General features: G+C 32.6%; 22 protein-coding genes. 7 read left to right on the forward strand and 15 right to left on the reverse strand.

Annotated elements, in window-relative coordinates:
- Positions 1-35: 35 nt before the first annotated feature.
- Positions 36-1,727: a tetratricopeptide repeat protein gene (locus T1L09_RS12165; protein ID WP_322551238.1), complete on the reverse strand. Its 1,692-nt coding sequence runs from the start codon at positions 1,725-1,727 to the stop codon at positions 36-38.
- Between the two features lie 401 nt (positions 1,728-2,128).
- Here T1L09_RS12165 and T1L09_RS12170 point away from each other — a divergent pair, with 401 nt between their 5' ends.
- Complete coding sequence (locus T1L09_RS12170; protein ID WP_322551239.1) at positions 2,129-5,080, forward strand: S8 family serine peptidase; 2,952 nt, start codon at positions 2,129-2,131, stop codon at positions 5,078-5,080.
- Between the two features lie 46 nt (positions 5,081-5,126).
- Here the strand turns inward: T1L09_RS12170 and T1L09_RS12175 are convergent, their stop codons facing one another.
- The 4 genes from T1L09_RS12175 to T1L09_RS12190 form a co-directional block, all read right to left on the reverse strand.
- Positions 5,127-5,840 carry a 3'-5' exonuclease gene (locus tag T1L09_RS12175; RefSeq protein ID WP_322551240.1) on the reverse strand — a complete coding sequence of 238 codons (714 nt, stop codon included), beginning with the start codon at positions 5,838-5,840 and terminating at the stop codon, positions 5,127-5,129.
- 268 nt (positions 5,841-6,108) lie between these two features.
- Positions 6,109-7,269, reverse strand: coding sequence for a serine hydrolase domain-containing protein (locus T1L09_RS12180; protein ID WP_322551241.1), 1,161 nt, complete (start codon positions 7,267-7,269; stop codon positions 6,109-6,111).
- A 59-nt stretch (positions 7,270-7,328) separates the two neighbouring features.
- Positions 7,329-7,802: a methylated-DNA--[protein]-cysteine S-methyltransferase gene (locus tag T1L09_RS12185; protein WP_322551242.1), complete on the reverse strand. Its 474-nt coding sequence runs from the start codon at positions 7,800-7,802 to the stop codon at positions 7,329-7,331.
- Positions 7,803-7,873: 71 nt separating this feature from the next.
- Positions 7,874-8,353 (reverse strand): DUF1573 domain-containing protein, encoded by a 480-nt coding sequence (locus T1L09_RS12190; RefSeq protein ID WP_322551243.1) that lies wholly within the window; start codon positions 8,351-8,353, stop codon positions 7,874-7,876.
- Between the two features lie 146 nt (positions 8,354-8,499).
- Between T1L09_RS12190 and T1L09_RS12195 the strand changes: the two genes are divergently transcribed.
- Positions 8,500-9,768 carry a sensor histidine kinase gene (locus T1L09_RS12195; RefSeq protein WP_322551244.1) on the forward strand — a complete coding sequence of 423 codons (1,269 nt, stop codon included), beginning with the start codon at positions 8,500-8,502 and terminating at the stop codon, positions 9,766-9,768.
- Positions 9,761-10,447, forward strand: coding sequence for a response regulator transcription factor (locus T1L09_RS12200; protein ID WP_322551245.1), 687 nt, complete (start codon positions 9,761-9,763; stop codon positions 10,445-10,447). Before T1L09_RS12195 ends, T1L09_RS12200 begins: the two co-directional genes overlap by 8 nt.
- Positions 10,448-10,451: 4 nt before the next feature.
- Here T1L09_RS12200 and T1L09_RS12205 read toward each other — a convergent pair whose 3' ends face one another.
- From T1L09_RS12205 to hemA, 10 genes are all read right to left on the reverse strand, one after another.
- The gene (locus tag T1L09_RS12205) at positions 10,452-10,874 is read right to left on the reverse strand and encodes a c-type cytochrome (protein ID WP_322551246.1); all 423 of its coding nucleotides are present in this window, start codon (positions 10,872-10,874) and stop codon (positions 10,452-10,454) included.
- A 48-nt stretch (positions 10,875-10,922) separates the two neighbouring features.
- Positions 10,923-11,936: a porphobilinogen synthase gene (gene hemB / locus T1L09_RS12210; RefSeq protein ID WP_322551247.1), complete on the reverse strand. Its 1,014-nt coding sequence runs from the start codon at positions 11,934-11,936 to the stop codon at positions 10,923-10,925.
- Positions 11,937-11,971: 35 nt separating this feature from the next.
- Entirely contained in the window at positions 11,972-13,522 is a 1,551-nt protein-coding gene (locus T1L09_RS12215) for a serine hydrolase (protein ID WP_322551248.1), read from the reverse strand.
- 49 nt (positions 13,523-13,571) lie between these two features.
- Positions 13,572-14,480, reverse strand: a complete 909-nt coding sequence (hemF, locus tag T1L09_RS12220; RefSeq protein ID WP_322551249.1) for an oxygen-dependent coproporphyrinogen oxidase — start codon at positions 14,478-14,480, stop codon at positions 13,572-13,574.
- Positions 14,481-14,538: 58 nt separating this feature from the next.
- Positions 14,539-15,564, reverse strand: a complete 1,026-nt coding sequence (gene hemE / locus T1L09_RS12225; protein ID WP_322551250.1) for a uroporphyrinogen decarboxylase — start codon at positions 15,562-15,564, stop codon at positions 14,539-14,541.
- Positions 15,565-15,596: 32 nt separating this feature from the next.
- On the reverse strand, positions 15,597-16,178 hold the full coding sequence (locus T1L09_RS12230) for a uroporphyrinogen-III synthase (RefSeq protein ID WP_322551251.1): 582 nt from the start codon (positions 16,176-16,178) through the stop codon (positions 15,597-15,599).
- 77 nt (positions 16,179-16,255) lie between these two features.
- Positions 16,256-16,963, reverse strand: a complete 708-nt coding sequence (locus tag T1L09_RS12235) for a potassium channel family protein (protein ID WP_322551252.1) — start codon at positions 16,961-16,963, stop codon at positions 16,256-16,258.
- A 10-nt stretch (positions 16,964-16,973) separates the two neighbouring features.
- Positions 16,974-18,716 (reverse strand): TrkH family potassium uptake protein, encoded by a 1,743-nt coding sequence (locus T1L09_RS12240; RefSeq protein ID WP_322551253.1) that lies wholly within the window; start codon positions 18,714-18,716, stop codon positions 16,974-16,976.
- Positions 18,717-18,727: 11 nt separating this feature from the next.
- Positions 18,728-19,648, reverse strand: coding sequence for a hydroxymethylbilane synthase (gene hemC, locus T1L09_RS12245; RefSeq protein WP_322551565.1), 921 nt, complete (start codon positions 19,646-19,648; stop codon positions 18,728-18,730).
- A complete protein-coding gene (gene hemA, locus T1L09_RS12250) occupies positions 19,645-20,901 on the reverse strand; it encodes a glutamyl-tRNA reductase (RefSeq protein ID WP_322551254.1) in 1,257 nt (418 codons plus the stop codon). The genes hemC and hemA overlap by 4 nt, the downstream gene beginning before the upstream one ends.
- A 229-nt stretch (positions 20,902-21,130) precedes the next feature.
- Between hemA and T1L09_RS12255 the strand changes: the two genes are divergently transcribed.
- From T1L09_RS12255 to T1L09_RS12270, 4 genes are all read left to right on the forward strand, one after another.
- Positions 21,131-22,003 (forward strand): helix-turn-helix domain-containing protein, encoded by an 873-nt coding sequence (locus T1L09_RS12255; RefSeq protein WP_322551255.1) that lies wholly within the window; start codon positions 21,131-21,133, stop codon positions 22,001-22,003.
- Positions 22,004-22,105: 102 nt separating this feature from the next.
- The gene (gene hemH, locus T1L09_RS12260) at positions 22,106-23,119 is read left to right on the forward strand and encodes a ferrochelatase (RefSeq protein ID WP_322551256.1); all 1,014 of its coding nucleotides are present in this window, start codon (positions 22,106-22,108) and stop codon (positions 23,117-23,119) included.
- Positions 23,120-23,125: 6 nt separating this feature from the next.
- Positions 23,126-23,674, forward strand: a complete 549-nt coding sequence (locus tag T1L09_RS12265; RefSeq protein ID WP_322551257.1) for a CopD family protein — start codon at positions 23,126-23,128, stop codon at positions 23,672-23,674.
- 65 nt (positions 23,675-23,739) lie between these two features.
- Positions 23,740-25,152 carry a sensor histidine kinase gene (locus tag T1L09_RS12270; protein WP_422718580.1) on the forward strand — a complete coding sequence of 471 codons (1,413 nt, stop codon included), beginning with the start codon at positions 23,740-23,742 and terminating at the stop codon, positions 25,150-25,152.
- Positions 25,153-25,154: the final 2 nt, after the last annotated feature.

Genomic DNA, 25,154 nt, shown 5'->3' on the forward strand with positions numbered 1-25,154 from the left:
CCAAGTAAAACATTTGTAGTTTTCTTGGGCGTTTTTTATTCTAACTCGTTTAAAATATTTTCATGTTTCTTCTTAATTCGTTGCTTCGCTTTTTTAACAGCATCTGTGGTGACACCTAGTAAATTGGCAATATTTAAGTTGGTTAAACCCATCTTAATTAACATAATTAAACGCAAATTCGATTCTGTTAAAGTAGGATATTTTTCAATAGTGTTTTTATAAAATTCATTTTGTTCTATTGTGAATTCACTTTTAAAAAGTAGCCAATTATCTTCCGTTAATAAATGAGAAAGAAGTGATTTTTTATAATTTTCTTGGTTATGAACCGATTCGTTACTGTTTTCTTTTTTAAAAATAGCTTCTTCTAGCGCTTTAATTTCTTTGTTCTTTTCGATTAAAAATGCTTTGTAGTCTGATAGTGAATTGTTAGATTGGTCTAATTGTGTTTTAGAATTTATCTTGTCGATTTGAAACGAAAGAATTTTTTGATCAAAATCAACTTGTTGCTGTTGAACTTTTCTTCTATAAACTATAAAGAGTAGTATTGTAATAGCTAATAAAACAAGACTTATCATTAGCCCAATTTTTCTAATTAATAATTGTTTTTCCGTATTTAGTTTTTCAGCAGCTAATCTTAATTTGATATTTTCTTTTTCCGTTTCTAAATTGATACTGTTAATTACTTGTTCTCCTTGTGTTTTTGAAACCAATAAAGAAAGTGTGTCAAGTTTCCGTCTTTGTTCTAATTCTGTTTTATCGTCTTTTTGCTTTATGGCGATGGCTAATTTTAACTTAGCAATCTGTTCTTCAAAACCTTTTAAATTAGTTTTAGAATTGGCATAATTTTCTGCAGGATCTAAAAATTTAAGTGCTTGCTCGTAATTGTTTTTCTTGTAGTATAGATTTCCCAACTGTATTTGGGCAAACATTGTATTGCGTTGACTATTATGTTCTTTAGAAATCGCAATATCTCGTAGTAGGTATTCTTCAGCCTTTTCCCAATTTTTATTTTGTTCAAAAAGATTTGCTAAATCGCCCAGTGCTTTTGCGTAACGAACTTCATCATTATTAATTTTTGAAATTCGTAGCGTTTCATTATAATATTTTTTAGCAAGCTGATTGTTACCGTTGTTAGCATAATTTTTACCTAAACTATTTAAAAGCGTGCCATAATCTGACGAACTTTCATCGGTTACTCGCAATGCTTTTTTAAGATAAGTAGCCTCTTTTGTGTAATCTTGAATTGTTCCAAAATAGAATGCATTTTTTTTAAAAACATCAGTAGTTTGAAGTGTAAATTTAGAGTTTGATAGTTCAATTAATTTTGATGCCGCAAGGAAATAGGGCAGTGCATCTTTGTACAAATTATTACTATACAAGTAAAATCCGTAATTTGTATTGGTCCAAATGGACAAATCGGTATTAATTTTTTCGGATTTTGAAATAGCTTCTTTGTATAGTAAGTCACTTTTTGAATTTAGTTGATCAACCTTTTTAAAATGTAAGTCGGCAAGCAAAATGGCATACGCAATTTCAATAGTCGTTTTTCTAATTGTTGTTTTTTGTTTTTTTAAAGCTATGCGAAAGGCTTGTGTTAAGTCTTTCTCGTTTGTTTTTACTTTATTTTGTTCTATAAAACCATTTAAATAACTCGTTTCATTTTCTTGCGCTAAACAACAAAATGAAAAAGCGAAACAAATAAAAAAGAAAAGACTACTTCTTAACAATAGTAAAACATTTACGAGTTTGAAATAAAATATAAGTGAAATAAAATTTTGTAGGCACTTTGTGATGAATAATATTCAAACTTTAAATGCTAGCCTAAAAAATTAAAGTTACACTATTTTATTCAAATTAAGTTTAAAATTTATTAAATACCAAGTCATTTCATGTTAAAGTAAAAAAAAGCGATTTACTTTTAGAAAAAAGCGATTTAAACAAGAGCAGCGATTATTTTGTTGTGTTTTTTAATAACCTTGTGAATCAAATTCCAGTTGCACGAGCGTTAAATAAATTTTACATGTACATATTGTAAATAATTAACATTTGTTTTAAATAAAACTTTTTTATAATATTCTAAAATAATTATATATTTGATTCGTGTATTAATAATTATTTATCCCATATAATGAAAAAACAACAATTATTCACTTCATTCTTTGCGTTTTTTGTCGCTTTCTCTTTTTCTCAAACAAAAGAGGATGTTACTAAAATTACAAAAGAGTATGCGGTAGAAAAAATCCAAGAAAAAATTACCTACTTCCAAAAACTCGAGGAGACAGAAAAAACAAGAGCAATAGCAGCTGCTAACAGAAACGGATGGCCAATAATAATTAAAGGAGAAAATGGTTCATTTCAAGAATTGATGAAATTAACACCTGATGGATTTCCACTTTATTATAGTACAACAAATGTAAATGCTGCTAAATCTACACGAGCAAATTTCTTAAATACTGGTGGCGGATTAGGATTAACGTTAGATGGGCAAGGAATGGTGGCGAGAGTGTGGGATGGAGGAACTGTAAGAAAAATTCATAATGGATTTGATGGACGAGTAACCCCCGTTGATAATCCGACAGGAACAACTTATAGTGATCACGCTACCCACGTAACAGGAACTATGATTGCGGCACCATGGAATACAATTTCTGCTAGTGTAAAAGGGATGGCTTCATCAGCAACAGCTAGAACATTTTTTTGGGATAATGATGAGTCGGAAGCCCTTTCTGAAGTACTTCTGGGAATGGTTATTTCTAATCATTCATATGGTGTGCCAATTGGTTCAGGTGCTTCAGCTTTGCCGGCATGGTATATTGGAGCTTATACCGACGACGCAAGAAATTGGGATGAAATTTCATATTTGTCTCCTTATTATTTGCCAGTAATGTCTGCCGGCAATGATGGAAATAACGATAATAATACAAATCCAATAGCAGCAGGTTATGATAAATTAAATGGTAATAAAACAGCAAAAAACTCGCTTATTGTAGCTAACGCGCAAGATGCGGCTATTAACCCAGACGGTTCATTATCAAGTGTTTTTATAAATTCATCCAGTAGTCAAGGACCAACAGATGATAGAAGAATTAAACCAGACATTACCGGAAATGGAACTAATGTTACTTCTACTGTTTCGACAAGTAATACCGCAACAGCCTCTTATTCAGGAACCTCAATGGCCGGTCCCAATGTAGCCGGAACGTTATTATTAGTGCAGCAGCATCATAAAAACTTAACAAATAATTTTATGAAATCGGCTACACTTAGAGGATTGGCTTGTCATACAGCAGATGATGCTGGAAATGCAGGACCAGATGCTAAATTTGGTTGGGGATTATTAAATGCGAAAAAAGCAGTTGAAACCTTGTCTGGAAATGGACTAATTTCTTGGGTTTCTGAAAATAAGTTAGTGCAAGGCCAAACCTATACTATGACTGTAAAATCAGACGGAACAACACCTTTGATAGCATCAATTACTTGGACGGATTTGCCTGGTGAAGCCAATAATGGAAATAATGGCGATAACTTTTCAAAGCCTGTCTTGGTAAACGATTTAGACGTTAGAATATCTAAAGATGGAATTACTTCTTTTCCGTGGAAATTACAAGCAAGCCCAACTGCATTAGCTGATAGAACAGGCGATAATAACGTAGATAATATTGAAGTAGTTAAAATTGATGCACCAGCTGCCGGAGAATACGTAATTACAATTACGCATAAAGGGGTTTTGCAAACAGGCTCTCAAAATTATTCGTTAATTGCAACTGGCATTATTTCTGATTTTGCAATTACGGCTAAATCGGATGATTTAATTTTATGCGCCAATGAAAATGCGGTTTATACTTTTGATTATAAACAAACAGGAACTATGAATACCAATTTTTCAGCGGTAGGATTACCAGCAGGGGCAATCGCAACATTTAGTCCAACTTCACTTAGCCAAAATGGAGCAGTTACTATGACCATTTCGGGATTAGCAGCTGTGCAACCTGGAATTTATTCGGTGGGAATTTCTGGATCAAACGGAATTGAAGTGGAAACTCGCTTTAAACAATTAAGAGTTTATGCAGCTTCTTTTCAACCTATTGTATTGGCAAGTCCAGTAAATAACGTGAACACAGTTGCAACTACATCTTTATTTGGCTGGGAATCCGATGTAAATGCAGAATCTTATAACCTACAAGTTTCTACACAGTCAAATTTCGCAAGCTATCAATCAAATATTACAACAGCAAATACAAGTTATTTAATAGCTGGTTTAACTCCTGAAACAACTTATTACTGGAGAGTTGTTGCAACTAATAGATGTGGAACAGCTTTAGCGACCGCCGCCACGATTAACAATTTTAGAACTGGAAAAGTTGTCTGTGGAAATACATTTACAGCAACGGACTTTACAGATGCTATAATTGCAAATACCGCAAATAGCATAGCAACGATTCCAATTGTGGTTACAGGCGGATTAACAATTGGCGATATCAATGTAACATTAGATATTTCGCACACGTACATTCAAGATATGAATTATTATTTAGAAGGTCCAGCAGCAATTGGAAGTCCAATTATTACTCTGTTTGATCAACCGTGTGGTGACAATGATAATATTGTTTGTACTTTGGATGACGATGGTGTTGATTTTACTTGTGGATCAGGTGCGCCATCTATTACAGGAATAGTTAAGCCAAAAGATTACTTAGCAGCATTTAATAATTTACCGGCAGATGGAACATGGATTTTACGCGTAGTTGATCCCTTTAATGGTGATGGAGGAGTTATAAATTCAGTTTCATTATCAATCTGTGCTATTGAGCAATCGTTAAGTACGCAAAGTGTTAGTTTGTCATCAATTAAGATTTATCCAAACCCTACAAAAGGAATTATTAACATTGATTCATCAGGAAGTCCGGCGGACAATACGACTTATGAGTTATTTGATGTGCAAGGAAGAAAAGTGGTTTCAAAAGTATCTTCAAACACGATTGAAACCTTAAATGAAGAAAATTTGTCTGACGGAATTTATATGTTAACCATTCAAAATAATTTAGGTAAAACCAACAAGAAAATTGTAATTAGTAAATAACAACTTAAGTTATAAATCAAAAAAAGGAGCTGTAAAGCTCCTTTTTTTATATATGAATAATTTCAGCTTCTACTAATAATTCTTCTCGTCTAAAGCGAAGAAAAACTTGTGCTACAGCAATTACGTCTTTCTCACAATAGGTTACAATGCGATCAATATCATTTTCGATGTAATAAACGCGCGCCACTTCACTTCCGTCGATGTCATCTTTTGGAGAAGGAACGCCTAATACTTTTGTAAGTAATTTTAAAGAAGTAAAATGTTTAAAGTCCCCAAATTTCCACAATTCTAATGTGTCTAAATGCGGCACTTCCCACGGTTTTTTACCAAATAAATTTAGTTTGTTTGGTAACGCTATTCCGTTGATAATCATTCTTCTGGCAATATATGGAATGTCAAACTCTTTAGCGTTATGACCACATAAGAGATGTTGAGCACCATTGAAATGTGTATTTAATAAATTGGAAAAATCGTTTAATATTTTCTTTTCGTCACCAAAAAAACTTGTTACTCTAAAGTTTCTTATATCTGCTTTATTAACAAAATAACCAACTGAAATAGTGATAATCTTACCAAATTCGGCCCAAATCCCTGCACGTTCATAAAAATCTTCGGCGGTAACTTGATCTTTGCGTTGGTATTGCGTTTTGTTTTCCCAAAGCGCCTTGGTTTCTTCGTCCATTCCTAAATAACTAGTTTCTTGAGGAACTGTTTCAATATCTAAAAAGAGAATGTTGTTGAGGTTTAATTTTTCAATCATGGTGTTTCAATTTTATTTTAACGATAAATTGCTAGATTAAAGGTACTAATATTTTTAAATTTCTAATTTTATTTTTTTGCAGTGTTTAGCTGGTTTTCTATAAGTCTGTTTTTATCTGGAATTTGTAAAAATATAAATGAAAAAGCAGGGCTGCGTTAAGGATGGAAGTGGCATCCTTTTTGTTTTTTTTTCAAAAATAAAAAGATAGAACGGACAGCCTGACCCTTGTGGTAACGCCCAAAAAAGTAATTAAAAACTATTAATTGCCTTATTTACTTCGTTTATCTAACATTTTATAAGCTTCTTCTATATAAATATATAAATCTTCACTGTGTGGGTCAAATGATGTTTGAACGCCTTTTAAATGACCTAAACGAACAATAATTAAATCATCTTTTGGAATTACAATTACAAATTGGCCTAAATGTCCGCGCATGTAATAGATATCTTTGCCTAAAAATTTCGCCATCCACCAACCATAACCATATTCTGGGCTTGCTTCAAATCTAGGTGTAATGGTTTTTTTTACAAAAGCACTGTCTAAAAGTTGTTGGCCGTTCCATTTTCCATTTTGTTTGTAGAGTTTTCCAAATCGTGCAAAATCTCTGGCATTACTTGCAATACAACAATACGCTTTTTCAATTCCATCATTTTCATGATCTAATTGCCAAAGTGCTTCATTTTCTGCACCCATAGGTTGCCAAAAGTTTTTTGAAACATAATCGGATAAATATTCTCCAGTAGCTTTTTCAATACACATCGCTAATAATTGCGTAGCACCACTTAAATATTTGAAGGATTTTCCTGGTTTTTCATTGATTTCTAACCCTAATATTACTTCTTTTAGATCATCATCAAAATAAGCACGCGTTACTATTGAAAAAGGACTGTAATATTTTTCATCCCAATTTAATCCAGAAGCCATTGACGATAGATCGCCAACGGTAACTTCTTTTGCAAATTCTCCTTTCAATTGAGGAAAAAAATCGATTACTTTTTGGTCTAAACTTTTAATTTTCCCATCCATAACTGCTTTTCCCAAAGCCATAGTAACGACACTTTTCGCCATGGAAAAGGAATTGGTTTTGGAATTTTTGTCAAAGCCATCAAAATAACTTTCGTGGAAAATGCTATCGCTTTTTATAATTAAAAAAGCAACAGTTTGAAGTTCTTTGTGTGTTTTGTTTAATAATTCTGTGGATTCTACTTTATTATAGTCGGAAGAAGTTGCCCACGGTTGCGCAGTTCCTTTTTTGATAGCTCTATTGGGAAAGTCTTTATAATCTTCTAAAAAAGCTGTGGTATAACCTTTGAAATAAATGGTTTTTACGGCTCGAAGCAAATAATCAACATCAAAAATGTACATTAAAATAATGATGCTTATCAAAATAATAGCGAACCATTTGAAGAATTTTAAAAGAAATTTCATTTTTAGAATTATAAAATTGTTTTATAAAATTAGTCAAAACTTATAAGTATTTCAAGGAATTAAAATAAACTTTCTTGTTTGACTGGATTTTCGTGATCTAGTAGCCATTTCTTGCGCCAAAGTCCGCCTGCATATCCAGTTAATGAACCATCTGAACCAATGACACGATGACATGGAATTACGATCCAAAGTGGGTTTTTACCATTAGCACTTGCTACGGCTCGGATTGCTTTTACATCGCCAAGTTTTTTTGATAGTTCTAAATAGGAACACGTTTTTCCGAAAGGAATATTTAGCAATTCTTGCCAAACTCGTTGTTGAAATTCAGTTCCTACAGGATTCATTTTGAATGAAAATGTAGTTCTTTTTCCATTAAAATAATCTTGAAGTTGTGCTACAGCTGATTTTAATTCATCCGGTAATACCGTCGTAATTTCTGCAGGATCAGTAAGAATTTGAATTTTCGAAATTCCATTGATAGCACCAGAGATTTCGATATATCCTAACGGTGTTTTTATTATAGCTGTTTTCATTTAGTAAATATAAAAAAACCACCTGAGTTATCAGATGGTTTTTTAAGATGTAAAAAATTGAATTAATAATATTATGATTTGATAGCTGCTTTTTGTTCTGTTGCAGGCGTATCAATAACTTTTCCTTTGAAAGACAATGTTTTAACAGATTCTACTCCGCCTTCATTTGTCATTACAGTAACCGATTTTTGAAAAGTTGAAGGTGAAGCAGCATTAAATGTTGCAGCAACCATTCCTTTTTCTCCTGGTTTTACTGGTGTTTTTGTGTAATTTGCAGCAGTACATCCGCAAGCTGGTCTTACACTAGTAATTAAAATAGTTTCTTTAGTTGTATTTACAAAAGAAAACTCATAAGTAACTGGTTTTCCTTTTTCAATATCACCAAAATCATGCATTTCTTCATCCCATTTAATCACTGATTGTTTTGGTGCAGCCGTTGCTACCACTGGTGCAGCCATTGCTTTAGCCGTTTCAATTTTTGCGTCTTTAACTTGCGCAAATGATGCAGAAGCAATAAATAAGGCTACAATGGATAATTTAATTGATTTCATACGGTATATTGTTTTTGTTATTTTATTTTTGTTTCACAAATGTAGAAAAACAATTAAAAGTTGTTGTTAATTATATTTTAATGATTGTTAATGACTTGTTAACAACTCTTTTTTACCTTTCTTTTTTTTGTAATATCGTTGTAATTATGAAGTTTAATAGATTCAAGACCGTTATTTTTCTGGGTTTACTGGCAATTGTGGGTGTAATTTTTATGCAATTGTTTCTGCTAAATCAAGCTTATGTCTTTGAAAAAAAGGATGTAGAAGATAAAATTCATTTTGCGCTACAAGATGTGGTTGAGCGCATTTATAGAGATAACAAAACAGAGTTACCGACCACTAATCTAATTAAAAAGGTAAGTGAAAATTATTTTATTGTCAATGTTAACGACGATTTCGAAAATCAAATTTTAGAACATTACTTAAAAACAGAATTTGAGAAGGTAAAATTAGAGTTAGATTTTGAGTATGCTATATATGATTGTACTTCAGAATCTATGGTCTATGGCGATTATGTTTCTTTTAAAGGAGAAAAATCGAAAATGTGTGAAGATTGTTTTCCTAAAAACACGGAATTAACCTATTATTTCGCTATTCGTTTCCCATATATTAAACAAACTTATTTTAAGAGTTTAAGTCAATATTGGGGTTTCACCGCTGTTTTGTTTTTTGTGTTGATCATATATGTCTATTCAGTGTTCTTAATGTTGCGACAAAAGAGATATACCGATTTACAGAAAGACTTCATCAATAACATGACACACGAATTCAAGACCCCATTGGCATCAATATTGATTGCTTCCAATTATGCGAACTCACAAAATGAAATCAAGGAGCATCCGAAACTCTCGAAATACATGCAAATTATTATCAATCAAAGTAATAAGTTAAACCAACATATAGAGCAGATTTTATATTTCGCTAAAACCGATCACAATCAGGTTATGATAGATAAAACCAAGTTAGATTTAAAAGCGGTTCTTGATTTAGTTAAAGAAAACATTCTGTTGAAGTATCAAAAAGATATCGCAATTGAAATGAATTTCGACAAGAATTATACCGTCAAAGCTGATGAATTTCACTTCTATAATATGTTATATAATATTGTAGATAACGCGGTTAAATATTCAGAGAATAACACAATTATTTCAATTTCAGCGGAGGAAACTAAAAAAAGTTTGCAATTGAATTTATCAGATAATGGTGTTGGAATTCCGGCAAATGATTTGCCTTTTGTGTTTGATAAGTTTTATAGAGTAACGCGTTTAGACAACAAAGATATTGAAGGTTTTGGTATTGGATTGTCTTATGTGAAACGTGTTTGTGAATGGCATAAATGGAAAGTTTCGGTTAAAAATAACGCAGTGAAAGGAATTACAGTTTCCGTCCAAATAAACAAAAATGATTATGAGTAAGAAGCGAATTTTATATGTAGAAGATGATGAAACTTTAGCGTTTTTAACTGCCGATAATTTAGAACAGCATTTTGATGTGCTGCATTGCAATAATGGAAAAGAAGCTTTTCAATTGTTTTGTAAGGAATCTTTTGATTTGTGTGTTTTGGATATTATGCTTCCAGATATGGATGGTTTTGAAATTGCGATAGAAATTAGAAAGCGAAATCAAGAAATTCCCATCATATTTCTATCGGCAAAAACAATGAAAGAAGATCGAATTAAAGGATTGAAACTAGGTGCGGATGATTATTTGATAAAACCGTATTCTATTGAAGAACTAATTTTAAAAATTGAAATTTTCTTAAACAGAAGCCAAAAATCAACCGATAATTCGACTCAGAAACAATATACTTTTGGAAGTTTCTATTTTGAACCCGAAAATTATGTTTTAAAATCAGACCAACAGAATATTACTTTAACTGAGCGAGAAGCTTCCTTGCTTAAAATGTTCTTAGACAATCCGAATGCTGTTTTAAAGAGAAAAAAAATCTTATTAGAATTGTGGGGAAGTGATGACTATTTTCTAGGAAGAAGTTTGGATGTTTTTATCAGTAGGTTACGAAAAATAATTAAAGAAGAAACCTACGTAAGGATTGAAAACATTCCTCGCGTAGGTTTTAGATTAGTTGTTGAATAATTGCTTATTGAAAACTCATCACGTAAGCATCTAATGCATCTCTTTCTTCTTGCGTCATTGCTTTTGTGATTACAAAATTCGCTTTCATCACTTCGTACTGAGAAGGATCTACTAAGGGTTCTCCTTCGTCATTGATGAATTTTGCAATACTTGCTCCTTTTTCTTTGTAAATTTTTGCAATCTCTTTCATAGAAGGACCAACTGTTTTTTCGTCTGCTTTATGACAAGCTGTACAAGTTCCTTTTCCTTTGAAAAGTTCTGCTCCAAGTGCTAATTGAGGGTCAACCGTTTCTTCTGCAGTTTCTTCAACTACGACAGGCGTTTCTTCAATTGTATTTCCCATCGCATCCGTTTCTTTCTTCTCACCACAATTAGTTAAACTGATTGCTAAAGCGAAAAGTGCTAGTGATTTTAATATAGTCTTCATTTTAAATATATTTTATAATAATACTAACGCAAAGTTACAAATTTATTTCTATTTATTGTTCAACAAAACAGCTGCTTCTTTGGCAAAGTATGTCGAAATTAAACTTGCTCCAGCTCTTTTGATGCACATTAATTGCTCCATCATAATTTTATCGTGATCTAACCAACCTCTTTCGGCTGCAGCCTTAATCATTGCATATTCACCAGATACATGAAAAACAGTTACCGGAACATTCACTGCATTTTTAACTTCACGAACAATATCTAAATAAGCAATTCCAGGTTTTACCATTACCATATCTGCACCTTCTTCCACATCCCATAAAGCTTCTTTAATCGCTTCAAGTCTGTTGGCATAATCCATTTGATAGGTTTTTTTATCTTGAGGCACTTCGGCAAGCTCAGTATTATCTTTGTTTTCTTTTGGTGCACTGTCTAAAGCATCACGAAACGGGCCATAAAATGCAGAAGCATATTTTGCGGAATAACTCATAATCCCAACATTTTCAAATCCTGCAGCATCTAAACCTTGGCGTAAACGTAATACACGACCATCCATCATATCGCTTGGCGCTACAAAATCGGCTCCGGCTCCGGCGTGCGAAATTGCCATTTTCACTAAGGCTTCGTTCGTTGCATCGTTTGCAATAGCACCTTTTGTAATAATTCCATCGTGACCATAAATAGAATAAGGATCTAAAGCCACATCAGGCATTACAATCATTTCCGGACACGCTTTTTTAATTGCTTTTATGGTTCTTTGCATTAAACCTTCTGGATTCCAAGCTTCTTTACCAGTGTTGTCTTTTAAAGATTCGTCTGCTTTTACATAAATGTTTACCGCACGAATTCCCAATGCAAAAAGTTCTTCTACTTCTTCCACTGTTAAATCAATCGAACGACGGAAAATTCCCGGCATTGAAGGAATTTCAGATTTATAATTCTCGCCCTCCGCAATAAACATTGGAAACATAAAATCAGCCGGACTCAAACTTGTTTCACGAACAAGACTTCTAATTGATTCGTTTGTTCTTAATCTTCTGCCTCTGTGTAATGGAAACATATTCTTTATTTTATTGCTCAAAACGAGCGTTATTTTTATTTCTTTTTCTGCAAATCTAAATCTTCAAAGTCAAAACTAAAATCAGTTACGCCCGAAATTGGTTTCAACTTCATTCCTTGCGCTTTGCCATTTTCATCCATTTGAAAGTTGACAAATGCATCAGCGTCATAACTTCTGTCGTCCCATTTAATCACCATAACATTTGGAGAATATGGAATTAATTCCCCTTTTAATCTTGGTGAATTTGCGCAATTCAAGCGAATTGTTTTTCCATCGACTGAAATTGTAACATCACCAAACCATAAATCTGTATAAGTTCCTGTGATTTGTTCGTTTTTAATTTGGCTTTTCTTTTCTTTTTTAAAAGCTTCTGATTTAGCAAAAACGTCTTGTTTTTCTTTATCATACTTGGCATTGACTTTTGCCATTCTTTCACTGAAATTCTTCAACCAATCTCTATCTTCAAGACCTAAATAAGCATCTTTAATGGCATTAGTAATCGCACTAAATGCCGCGCCACTCTGTTGATTGGTCAAAACCACAATTCCTAATTTCATATCTGGAATTAAAGTAAATTGTGTAACTGTTCCTATTAATCCGCCGGTATGATACACTTGTTTATGACCTTTTACATCCGTTAAAAACCAACCCAATCCATAACCACTAAAGTTAGAATCATAAGGATTTTTCAAAGCAACGGGTGTAGCAATTTGAAGATTCCATAATTGATAGATTTGTTTGTCTGTAACCAATTTTACACCCTCTTTTGTAGTAAAACCATTTAGTAAGAATTCAGCCCAAATGTTCATGTCCTTAATATTACTTATGATTCCACCAGCTGCATTTCCAGTTTCATTCCAGTCGTGCGGTACAGCAACTACTTTTCCATCAACTGGCGCGTGAGCATCGATAATATTTGAAACATTAGCAGCTTTTGCTCTGTTATAACTTCCAAAACTTGAAGTCATGCCAACAGGTTGCATTATTTTTTGTTCGATGAATTCTGCCCAAGTTAAACCAGAAACACGGTGAATAACTTCTCCGGCAACAATGAACATTATATTGTTATAATCTAAAGTATTTCTGTATGAATTTTCAGGCTTTAAATATCTTACATTATGAATAATATCATTTACCGTAAGACTTCCACCTTCAGGAAAAAACATTAAATCGCCTTGTCCTAAACCAAGTCCGGCTCTGTGTGTAATTAAATCTTTAATGGTTACTTCTTGTGAAACATAAGCATCGTGCATTTGAAATTCGGGAATATATTTCGAAACTTTATCATCAAAATTTAACTTTCCTTCATCTGCTAAAATGGCTAATGCGGTTGCAGTAAAACCTTTTGAATTGGAAGCAATTCCCACCAAAGTTTCATCGCTCATTGCTTGATTTGTAGTTAGCGACCTAACACCAAATCCTTTCGAATAAACTACTTTTCCATCCTTGATAATTCCGACAGAAATTCCAGGAACATCGAAAGTTTTTAAAGTGTTTTGAATTAAGGCATCTAATTTACTTTCTTCAACTTGAGAAAAAGCAAATAAGGAAACTAGGAGTAATAAAATTGATAGTTTTGCTTTCATATTTAGACTTTTAAAATATTTTTGTAATAATTTATATAAGTATAGCGCATTAAGAAACTACCCACTCAACCGGATTTTTTAATACTTTTATTAATTTTTCTTCCTCGCTACCAGCTTCTGGGTGGTGATCATAGACCCACTGCACGTGTGGTGGCAAACTCATTAGAATACTTTCAATTCTTCCGTTGGTTTTTAATCCAAATAAGGTTCCTTTGTCGTGCACCAAATTAAATTCTACATAACGACCACGGCGAATTTCTTGCCAAGTACGATTTGCGTCTGTAAAGTGTAAATCTTTTCGTTTTGCAACGATTGGTATGTAGGCAGTTAAGAAGGAATTTCCAACGCCTGAAACAAAGTTATACCAATCTTCCATCGTTTGTTCTTCTGTAGCTTTTAGATAATCGAAAAATAATCCACCAATTCCTCTAGCTTCAAATCGGTGTGCGTTCCAAAAGTATTCGTCGCATTTCTTTTTATAATTGGGATAAAACGCTGGATTGTGTTTGTCGCAAGCCGTTTTACACGTTTGATGAAAATGAATTGCATCTTCTTCAAACAAATAATAAGGTGTTAAATCTTGTCCGCCTCCAAACCAACTGTTAATTACGTTTCCATTGTCATCATACATTTCGAAGTAACGCCAATTTGCGTGAACGGTTGGAACCATTGGGTTTTTAGGATGAATTACCAAACTTAATCCACAAGCAAAAAAATCTGCTTCGCCCACGCCAAACATTTTTTGCATGGTATCTGGTAATTTTCCGTGAACGGCAGAAACATTGACACCTCCTTTTTCAAAAACGGTTCCGTTTTCAATTACGCGCGTTCTTCCTCCACCACCTTCTGGTCGGTCCCACAAATCTTGACGGAATTTAGCAACGCCGTCAAGATCTTCTAAACCTTTACAAATTTGATCTTGTAAAGTTTGTATGTAGGTATAAAATTTATTTTTCATTGAATTTGTGTTTTAAGCACAAAGACAAAATCCAAATGCTTATTTCTAATTCTTTGTATTATGATTTGTATTCTTTAACCGCTTCAACAAAAGCCTTAGCGTGATCCACAGGAATGTTTGGTAAAATACCGTGTCCTAAATTTACGATATAGTTGTCTTTTCCGAATTCGTCGATCATTTCGTGTACCATTTTTTTGATCACAGGAATTGGTGACAACAAACGAGAAGGATCGAAATTTCCTTGTAATGTTTTATTCCCGCCTGTTAAATAACGAGCATTTCTTGGCGAACAAGTCCAGTCAACACCAATAGCTGATGTTCTTGATTTTGCCATATCACCAAGTGCAAACCAACATCCTTTTCCAAAAACAATAACTTCAGTTTCGTCAGCTATAGCTTCAATGATTTGATTGATATAGTTCCAAGAAAATTCGGTATAATCTGTAGGAGACAACATGCCTCCCCAAGAGTCGAAAATTTGAATGGCGTTACAACCTGCTTTTACTTTTTCTTTTAAATATAGAATTGTAGTATCTGTGATTTTTTGTAATAACATATGGGCTGCCACTGGATTTGAAAAGCAAAATCCCTTTGCAATATCGAAACTTTTAGAGCCTTTACCTTCTACTACATAGCAGAAAATGGTCCATGGCGAACCTGCAAAACCGATTAATGGCACTTCATTATCCAAAATTTCTTTGGTTAATTTAATAGCATCCATCACATAACCTAAAGTTTCTTCAATATTAGGTACAATAACTTGGTTTACTTGCTCTGCTGTGCGAATTGGGTTTGGAATTATTGGACCAATATTGTCTTTTAAATCTACATGAATCCCCATTGCTCTTGGTATAACTAAGATATCCGAGAATAAAATAGCGGCGTCTGGTTTTACGATTCTTATAGGTTGAACCGTAATTTCGGCTGCTAGTTCTGGAGTTTCGCAACGTGTGAAGAAATCATATTTATCGCGGATAGCTCTAAATTCTGGTAAATATCTCCCGGCTTGACGCATCATCCAAACTGGTGGACGTTTAACTGTTTCGCCTTTTAATGCGCGTAGGAATAAATCGTTCTTAATCATTTTTTTGTGTTTTATGCTTATAGTCTAAACTACTAGCGTTGATAATAATTTAATACTGCTGTAATTACGTTTTCAATCGTAGGTTGGTTTGCTACTATGATATTTTCTGTTTTATTTTCTAATGCTTTTGCGGTGGTTGTACCGATGCAAAAACACATTTTACTTGCAATTGAATTATGTTCTAAAAAACTGTTCACACCAGAAGGACTGTAAAACAATATGGCTTCATAATTTTTCTTTATGAAACGTGGTTTTAAAGTCGTTTTATATGCTGTGATTTCATTATAACTAATGTCGTTTTGCTTCAAATAATCAGGAATTGTGTTTCTTCTGATGTTGCCACAAAAGAAAGTGAACGTATTGCTTTTATATTTTGCATCGATTATTTTTATTAAATCGGCCGCGTAATCGGTACATTCAACTACTTCAAACTTATTCTTAAGTAATTTCTTTTTTGTTTTTTCACCAACACAAAAGCAAGGTTTTGAAAAAACAGCTTTATTTTTTGATTTTAGAACGCTTTTTACGGCTTTTTTACTCGTAAAAATAAGATAGTCATTTAATATAGGCTTTTCAAATGTGAGCGAAGAAGTTTTAATAAAGTTCTTTTCCACACAATTTATAGTAGCTATGGAAAGTTTGTTTTTTAAAGTCTTTGACAATTTTTTTGTCGAAAGTATTTGAGTCATTATTAACTTCTTATTTGGTGTTCTTCTTGTCCTTGACAATAGTTTTCGATATCCTTATTAAATCCGTAAACCACTAAAATATCATTTTCTTCAACTACAGTAGTTGGAGTTGGCCGACCGATAGTTTCCTTAATAACCGTTCTTTTCCCTATTAAATTTCGTTTTTCTCTTTTACGGAAAATAGTAATTAAAGTCAAACGATATTTGTCTATCGTGTCTAATTCGGCTAATGTTTTTCCAAAAAATTCAGGTTTTGCTTTTAATTCCGAAATGGTGTAATTATCGTCTAATTGATAGTTTTCTAAAGTTGATTTGAAGTTGATTTGTTTCGTTAATCTATCCGCTGATTCTTGTTCTGGATGTACAATGCTGTGAATTCCCATTGCTTCTAAAACAGTGTCGTGAATAGGAGATAAAGCTCTACTGATGATTTTAACGTCACTTAGTTTTTTTATAATTGCGGTCGTTATAATAGCAGCACCTTCATTTTCTCCAATTGCAACTACGACTTTATCTGTGTCTTTTAAGGGCAAGGCTTCATAAGACAATTCATTTGTGGAATCCATTACAATAGCGTGTGATATTTTATCTTTGACTAAATTCACTTTTTCCATATTTTTGTCAACCCCGATAACTTCATTTCCTGTTTCAGTTAGACTTATAGCGAGCGACATTCCGAAGTTTCCTAAACCAAATACAATTATTTTCATTTGGATAAATTTAGTTAATTAAAATATTTTCTTTTGGATATTCGTAAAATTGATGATTCAATTTTCGTAATAATCCGACCATTAAATTGAGCATTCCTATGCGACCTATAAACATACAGGCCATCAAAACATATTTGCTAGGCTCCGTTAGCGTTGGTGTAAAATTTAAACTTAAACCAACCGTACTGTAAGCTGAAAAACACTCAAAAGCCACGGTTAAAATTGATGTTCCTTTTGGTTCAAAAATTAAAACAGCCATAATTGAAACGCCAATAGTAATTAATGAAATTGATAAAATTGCAAAAGCACGAGAGGTAGAATCGGACGATATTCTTCTACCAAATAACTGAATTCTTCCTTTACCTCTAGCGACTGAAAATATATTTAATGTAGCTAAAGCAAAGGTACTCGTTTTAATACCACCAGCCGTAGATGCAGGCGATCCACCAATCCACATTAAAAAGATAATAAATAATAAAGAATGCACATTCATTTTAGAATAATCTACTGCATCGAAACCCGCTGTTCTTGGTGAGACAGCACTAAAACTTGCAACGGTTATTTTTCCAAAAATAGATTCGTGTTCCAATAACGTATTGTTATATTCAGCGATAAAAAGAAAAAGAAAACCTCCAATTAGCAAAATAAATGTTGTGTAAAGTACAATTTTGGTATTTACGGTAAGTATTCTGATTTTTTTGTGTACGATTTTTTTCTCAAATAACTCTATAATATAGGTTTTTAAATATTGATAGAAGTTAAAAACAATATTATGACCTAATCCACCTAAAACAATCAAAATCATTATGATCCAATGCAAATAATAATCATATCGTATGGATTCGTTTTGAATTCCACCTGGCATAATTGAAAAGCCAGCATTACAAAATGCGGAGATGGAGTGAAATATGGAAAAGAAAAATTCATTTTCAATCCCTTTAATTTCAATAATAGAAGAGTAGATAAACAAAGCGCCTACAATTTCAACTCCGAGCGTAAATATGACAACATTAAGTGCTGCTCTAAATACATCTCTCAAACCATCGTGAGCAATAAAATCTCTTGTATTTAAACCTTCTTTAAACGAAGAACTTCCTCTAAAAAAGAACGCGAAAAAAGAAGTAAAAGTCAGAATTCCAATTCCTCCTAATTGAATTAGTACGATGATGATTGATTGACCAACAATCGTAAAATCAGAAGAGGTGTCCATTACAACCAAGCCAGTGACGCAAACAGCGCTTGTGGCAGTGAAAAGTGCATTTGTAAAAGTTATTCCGTTCTCAGTTGCACTAGGAAGCATCAATAAAAAAGCACCTGTCAATGCTAAAATCATAAAACTTCCGACAAAAACGATTGCAGGATTAAAATAGATATCATAAATATGACGCACAAAAACCATTAATCGCAATAAAAAATAGAAAATTAATCCACCCTCTAAAACGGGTTTTATTTTTTGTAAGATATAATCGGAATGGAAGTTACAGTTTAATAACAAAATAACAACACAGCTTAATAAAAGAGCTGTAAGCAAAACCATATTAACAAGTGCTACTTTCCTGTTACTTTCGAATCGTTTTGTGAAAAATTTAAAGGAATTAAAAGCTAATAATCCTAAAGAAAGTATTAATAACCCAATTACGTGTGGTGAATTATAGTTTTCTTTAAAATCATATCCAAAGTCAAATACGATAAAAAGTAATACAATAATATCAAAAAAGCGATATAAATAATTGAGTAACGAGTCTTTCTGCATTTTGGATGAAATTACTTTTTCAAATCACGACGAATACTTTTCATTAAAGTAGATGCGCCATTTTTTAAAATTTCCTCAGCACACTCTTTTCCGAAGTTTTTGTAAGATTCAAAAGTACAACTTTTTTTGCTTTCAAATTTCACTTTTCCGTCTAAAGAAAACAGAACCCCTTCAAAATTAATTGTCGAACTATTATAGCTGGCTAAAGCTCCAATTGGTGCGGTGCAACCACCTTCTAGTGTTTTTAGAAATTGGCGTTCAATATGTGTGCAAACTTCGGTTTCTTTGTGATTTAATTTGGCTAGGGCTTCTCTGCAAAAATCATCATTTTCCATTGCCACGACTACCATTGCACCTTGTGCCGGAGCCGGAACCATCCATGACAAATCAATAAAATTATCTGGTTTTATATTGATTCGTTCTAAACCTGCTGCTGCAAAAACAGCGCCGTTCCAGTCGCTTTCTTCAAGTTTTTTTAATCGAGTGTTTATATTTCCGCGAAGATCAACAGTTTTGTGTGTTGGATATTTGTTCAACCATTGCGCTTGTCTGCGTAAGCTTCCTGTTGCAATAGTTCCTTCTGAATTTAAAAAATCTAAATTACCTTTATGAACTAAAATATCTACTGAATTTGCGCGTTCTAAAACTGCGGCTTGTATAATTCCAATAGGGAGTGCTGTTGGAACATCTTTCATAGAATGCACTGCAATATCAACCTGTTTGTTAAGCATTGCAATGTCTAAAGTTTTAGTAAAAATTCCTGTTATTCCTAATTCGTATAATGGTTTGTCAAGAAGAATATCACCTTGCGATTTTACTGCGATAATTTCTGTTTGATAGCCTAAATCGTTTAATTTTTTTTCTACCGTATGCGCTTGCCAAAGTGCTAATTCGCTATCTCGTGTTCCTATTCGGATAATTTTATTCATTATTTTACAAGCGTTTCAATTTGAAATATTTTTTCAATCCATTCAATGCTTTCGTCTACCATTGTTTGGTCGTCTTTTAAGTGATTTGCAAAATGGTTGGTGATTTTTTGGATGATTCTTGCGCTAATTAATTCGGCTTGTTCCTCATCAAAATTAGCGATTTTTTTACGTTGAAAGTTCAATTCACCTTCCTTAATCGTGTTTAATTTCGCTTTTAAAGCGTGGATAGTAGGTGCGAATTTACGTTGCTTGGTCCATGCGATAAATTCATCTTTAATTTCTTCGATAATCGCTTCTGCAGCAGGAATGTGTTTTTTTCTATTTTCTAAGGTTTCATCAGCCATTTGAGCCAATTGATCCATGTGTATTAAAGTTACATTTTCCGACTCCATTACGTTTGCATTCACGTTTTTCGGAATCGATAAATCTAAAATTAACAGTGGTTTTTTTAAATTTAATATTGTTTTATCAACCGTCGGATTTAGAGCACCCGTTGCAACAACTAAGACATCTGCTTTTTGAATTTCTAATTGCAAATCAGCATAATCTTTTACAACTACGTTTAGTTTATTAGCTATTCGTTCTGCCTTATCTTTTGTTCTATTGATCAATGTAATTTGTTCGTGCTTTGAATGTTTTACTAAATTTTCACACGTATTTCTCCCTATTTTCCCCGTTCCAAATAATAAAATATTCTTATTTGAAATATCTTCTACATTATTAAAAATATAACGTACTGCCGAAAAGGCAACCGAAGTAGCGCCTGAAGAAATTTCTGTATCTGTTTTAATTTTTTTACTAGCTTGAATTACAGAATTTACTAGGCGTTCTAAAAAGGAATTAGCGAGATCCATACCTTTACTTTGAACGAACGCATTTTTAAGTTGACTGATGATCTCAAAATCTCCTAAAATCTGACTGTCTAGCCCAGTTCCTACACGAAACATGTGCGATACTGCTTCACCGCTTTTATAAACGAACGCTACTTTTTGAAAATCTTCAACTGTTCCTTGACTATTTTCGCAAAGTAATTTGATTAATTGAAACGGGTGTTGTGCAAAACCGTATATTTCGGTTCTGTTACAAGTTGAGGTAACGATTAAATTCTCTATGCCTTCTTCTTTTGCCTGAAGTAATAAATTTGCTTTAGATTTGTCGTCTAAACTAAATTTGCCTCGCATTTCGGCATCTGCTTTTTTATAGCTTAAGCCTATCGCGTAGAATGTTGGGTGCTTTGCAAATGTATTGTTTTCCATAAAACTACTCTTTCCTAAAAGTTTAACAAAATTATTGGTCTATCATTTATAAAAGTAACGCTTAAGGGACTTTTTATGTCGTTCAAAGATATTTTAAGTCTTATTTGTCTTTTAAGCGTTATTTCTCGTAAATTTGTAGCAAAATCAAGTGTTTCGAATTTATCTATGTAGAACAATTCTAAATAAGAAAATACTAATTGATTGATACTATATACGAAAAAACATCGCTATGGGTTCTCAAGAAGAAATAAAAATTGAAAATGATTTTATTTTACATCTGTTTCAAAATGACGGAGGCGAAATGTATCGCATTGAAAAGCATGTAAATCAGGGATTTATACAATTTCATTTTGGGTTAAAGGGAAAAGGTAAATTTATTTTCAATCAAGGAAGTTATGCACTAGATTTAAAAGAAGAGAAATCGCTTTTGTTTTATAATCCGCAAAAAGAGCTACCGCTTAATCTAGAATTAGCCCCAAACACTTGGATTGTTTCGGTCATTATTTCTATTAAAAAGTTTCACAGTTTATTTTCTTCGGAAGCAGAAAACATTCCATTCTTGAGCGAAGAGAATAAAGATAAAAAATACTATAAAGAAAACGATATAAGTCCATCAATGGCAATTGTTTTGAGTCAATTATTTCATTATAATTTAAATTCCTTCATCAAAAACTTATATTACAAAGGAAAAGGATATGAATTGTTAAGTTTATATTTTAATCGCTCCGAAGATCCAAATGCTGAGCAATGTCCGTTTTTAATTGATGAAGAAAATGTACTGAAAATTAAAAAAGCGAAAGAAATCATAATTCTAAATATGTCTGAACCACCAGGACTTGATGCCTTATCAGAACAAGTAGGTTTGAGTTTAAAAAAATTAAAAATGGGTTTCAAACAAATTTATGGTGATACCGTATTTGGTTTTTTGTTTGAATATAAAATGGATTATGCCCGTCAACTTTTAGATAGTGGTTCTTATAATGTAAATGAAGTGGGATTAAAAATCGGTTATAGTACTGGAAGTCATTTTATTGCAGCTTTCAAAAAGAAATTTGGCACCACTCCAAAAAAATATTTAATGAATTTGAACAGTAATGTTTAAATCCAAAAGCCATCAATTTCGTATATCAAAGCATAAATAAAAAAATAATTATTCATAAATAAAGAAAAGTAAAATAATTACTTTTATAAAAAAAAATACAATATGAAAGGAGTATTATTAGTGAACTTAGGTTCTCCAGAAAGTCCTACTGCAAAGGATGTAAAGCCCTATTTGGATGAATTTTTAATGGACAAATATGTAATTGATGTTCCATTTATATTACGTGCTTTATTAGTTCGTGGGATAATTTTACAAACAAGACCCAAAAAATCAGCAGAAGCTTACGCTAGAATTTGGACAGATGAAGGTTCGCCATTAATCGTCATTTCTAAAAAAATGCACCAGAAAGTGCAGAAACTAGTTGATATTCCTGTAGCCTTATCGATGCGATATGGAACTATTACAATTCTAAAAGGACTACAAGAATTAAAAGATAAAGGTGTAACCGAAGTAATGTTGATGCCTTTATATCCGCAACATGCAATGGCTTCAACGACAACTATTTTAGTTTTAGCAGAAGAATTACGTCAGAAGCATTTTCCAGAAATGACATTTACAAACGTACCCGCATTTTATAACAAGCCCGATTTTATTCAAGCTTTAGCCAATTCAATTAAAAAGCATTTAGAAGGGTTTGATTATGATCATTTATTGTTCTCTTATCATGGAGTTCCAAAACGTCATATTCGCAAAACAGACATTACTAAATCACACTGTAAAATGGATCGTACTTGTTGTGATACGCCATCACCGGCTCACGAGTTTTGTTATAGCCACCAATGTTATGAAACTACCAAACAAGTTGTGAAATTATTGGGAATCCCAGAAGACAAATACAGCCAAACGTTCCAGTCACGTTTAGCAGGAGACAAATGGTTAACACCTTATACCGATGTAGAAGTTAATAAAATGCCTGAGAAAGGAATTAAAAAGCTAGCTGTGGTAACGCCTGCTTTTGTTTCGGATTGTTTGGAAACACTAGAAGAAATTGCAATGGAAGCTAAGGAAGAATTTATACACCACGGGGGCGAAGAATTTAAGGCTATTCCTTGTTTAAATGATGATGACGAATGGTGCGAAGTGGTTGCTGGTTGGGTAAAAGAATGGGCTAAATAATCGCAAATGGAATTCTATAATTACATAAAATCACTACATTTAATATTTGTAATTACTTGGTTTGCAGGTCTTTTTTATATTGTTCGCTTATTTGTTTATCATGCAGAAGCTAAACAAAAACCACAACCCGAGCAAGATATTCTCATCAAACAATACCAAATAATGCAATACCGATTGTGGTATATAATAACCTGGCCAAGCGCAGTTTTGGCTAGTATTTTCGCTTTTTGGATGTTGTTTTTTACACCTTTAGGACAATCTTGGTTGCAACAACCTTGGATGCACGTAAAGTTGGCATTCGTTTTGCTATTGTATATTTACCATTTAAAATGCCACCAAATATTTCAAAATTTACAGAAGAACGAAGTTAAACAGTCGTCTAATTTCTTTAGAATTTGGAATGAAGGCGCTACGATTATTTTATTTGCCGTTGTCTTTTTAGTAATATTAAAAAACGCAATCAATTGGATTTATGGCGTATTGGGTATTTTTATATTTTCAATTGTGATTATGATGGGATTCAAATTTTATAAAAAAATAAGAGAAAAGAATTAAAATAGTTAATGGACAGAATCTTTAACATAAAAAACCTTTCCCTTAGAGTAAGAATATTTCTATCAATGATATTCTTAACGCTTATTGCATCCTTACTTATTGCATCGGTTTCCATTTATCAATTTCGAAAAGAAGCAAGGCAATACCACCAAGATCGCTTAGAGCGAAAAGAGGCAGCTATTGCAGAACATATTAATTATGTGTTGCAAACCACAACCTATCCTTTAAATACCCAAAACATTTCGCTAATTTTCAAAGAAAAAATTTTTGAATTGGCAGATATTCATAGTATGGAAATTAATTTTTTCGACTTAAAAGGGAATTTGTTAATTTCTTCGAAGGCTATTTTCAAATTAGATAAAGACAAGCCAAAAATAAATCCTTCAACATTAAAAATTATTCAATCTTCTTTAGATAAACGATATATTGAATTTGCAAATATTGACGGAAAAACATACCGCTCCTCTTATTCCTATTTAAAAGATACCAAATTTAAACCACTTGGAATTTTAAATTTACCCTATGAAGAAAAAAGAGAGTTTTATGATAACGATGTGGAAAATTTTTTAATTCGTTTCGGACAAGTATATGTTATTATGTTTTTGATTTCTATCATTTTGTCTTATTTTTTATCGAGTTATATAACAAAATCTTTAAAAATAATCAGTGATAGAATTGAAGAAACACAATTAAATCATTTAAACGAAAAAATTGTAATTGAAGACGGAAGTAAGGAAATCAATCTACTAATTAAATCCTACAACAATATGGTAGACAAATTAGAAGAAAGTGCTACTGTTTTAGCTCAAAGTGAGCGGGAGCAAGCTTGGCGAGAAATGGCGAAACAAGTGGCTCACGAAATTAAAAATCCTCTTACACCAATGCGATTAACAGTTCAAAGTTTCCAACGAAAGTTTGATCCAAATAATCCAGATATTTCCAAGAAATTAGATGATTATACCAAAACTATCTTGCAACAAATCGATACAATGAGTTCGGTAGCAAGTGCATTTTCAAACTTTGCAACGATGCCTGCTCAGCAAAATGAAACCTTAAATGTTGTTAATATCGTAAAAATGGCACTGGAAATTTTTAACGAAGATTATATTCAATTTTCAGCATTAGAAGATGAAATTATTGCAAAATTAGACCGAACCCAATTGATTCGTGTGATTACGAATTTGGTTAAAAACGCAACACAATCCATACCTGAAGAACAAGAACACAAAGCTGTTTTTGTAACGGTATTTAGAGAAAACAATCAAGTTAAAATTGCCGTAAAGGACAACGGAAAGGGAATTTCATCTCAAAACACGTCCCGCATTTTTGAGCCAAAATTTACTACAAAATCAAGTGGAATGGGTCTTGGATTAGCAATTATCAAAAATATTATAGAAAATTATCAAGGAACAATTACTTTTGAATCAGAGTTAGGGAAAGGAACGGAATTTTTTGTTTCATTTCCAATAATCAAATAAAA

It is taken from the genome of Flavobacterium psychraquaticum, assembly GCF_034497725.1.
In the GTDB taxonomy this organism is placed as follows: Bacteria; Bacteroidota; Bacteroidia; order Flavobacteriales; family Flavobacteriaceae; genus Flavobacterium; species Flavobacterium psychraquaticum.

What these genes read in the sequence shown, in the direction of transcription:
- hemH (WP_322551256.1), top strand. Translation starts at nt 22,106, where the DNA reads ATGAAAGGAGTATTATTAGTGAACTTAGGTTCTCCAGAAAGTCCTACT.
- T1L09_RS12265 (WP_322551257.1), top strand. Translation starts at nt 23,126, where the DNA reads ATGGAATTCTATAATTACATAAAATCACTACATTTAATATTTGTAATT.
- hemA (WP_322551254.1), bottom strand. Translation starts at nt 20,901, where the DNA reads ATGGAAAACAATACATTTGCAAAGCACCCAACATTCTACGCGATAGGC.
- T1L09_RS12200 (WP_322551245.1), top strand. Translation starts at nt 9,761, where the DNA reads ATGAGTAAGAAGCGAATTTTATATGTAGAAGATGATGAAACTTTAGCG.
- hemB (WP_322551247.1), bottom strand. Translation starts at nt 11,936, where the DNA reads ATGTTTCCATTACACAGAGGCAGAAGATTAAGAACAAACGAATCAATT.
- hemF (WP_322551249.1), bottom strand. Translation starts at nt 14,480, where the DNA reads ATGAAAAATAAATTTTATACCTACATACAAACTTTACAAGATCAAATT.
- T1L09_RS12185 (WP_322551242.1), bottom strand. Translation starts at nt 7,802, where the DNA reads ATGAAAACAGCTATAATAAAAACACCGTTAGGATATATCGAAATCTCT.
- T1L09_RS12175 (WP_322551240.1), bottom strand. Translation starts at nt 5,840, where the DNA reads ATGATTGAAAAATTAAACCTCAACAACATTCTCTTTTTAGATATTGAA.
- T1L09_RS12235 (WP_322551252.1), bottom strand. Translation starts at nt 16,963, where the DNA reads ATGAAAATAATTGTATTTGGTTTAGGAAACTTCGGAATGTCGCTCGCT.
- T1L09_RS12195 (WP_322551244.1), top strand. Translation starts at nt 8,500, where the DNA reads ATGAAGTTTAATAGATTCAAGACCGTTATTTTTCTGGGTTTACTGGCA.
- hemE (WP_322551250.1), bottom strand. Translation starts at nt 15,564, where the DNA reads ATGATTAAGAACGATTTATTCCTACGCGCATTAAAAGGCGAAACAGTT.
- T1L09_RS12190 (WP_322551243.1), bottom strand. Translation starts at nt 8,353, where the DNA reads ATGAAATCAATTAAATTATCCATTGTAGCCTTATTTATTGCTTCTGCA.
- T1L09_RS12255 (WP_322551255.1), top strand. Translation starts at nt 21,131, where the DNA reads ATGGGTTCTCAAGAAGAAATAAAAATTGAAAATGATTTTATTTTACAT.
- T1L09_RS12205 (WP_322551246.1), bottom strand. Translation starts at nt 10,874, where the DNA reads ATGAAGACTATATTAAAATCACTAGCACTTTTCGCTTTAGCAATCAGT.
- T1L09_RS12170 (WP_322551239.1), top strand. Translation starts at nt 2,129, where the DNA reads ATGAAAAAACAACAATTATTCACTTCATTCTTTGCGTTTTTTGTCGCT.
- T1L09_RS12240 (WP_322551253.1), bottom strand. Translation starts at nt 18,716, where the DNA reads ATGCAGAAAGACTCGTTACTCAATTATTTATATCGCTTTTTTGATATT.
- T1L09_RS12270 (WP_422718580.1), top strand. Translation starts at nt 23,740, where the DNA reads ATGATATTCTTAACGCTTATTGCATCCTTACTTATTGCATCGGTTTCC.
- T1L09_RS12180 (WP_322551241.1), bottom strand. Translation starts at nt 7,269, where the DNA reads ATGAAATTTCTTTTAAAATTCTTCAAATGGTTCGCTATTATTTTGATA.
- T1L09_RS12215 (WP_322551248.1), bottom strand. Translation starts at nt 13,522, where the DNA reads ATGAAAGCAAAACTATCAATTTTATTACTCCTAGTTTCCTTATTTGCT.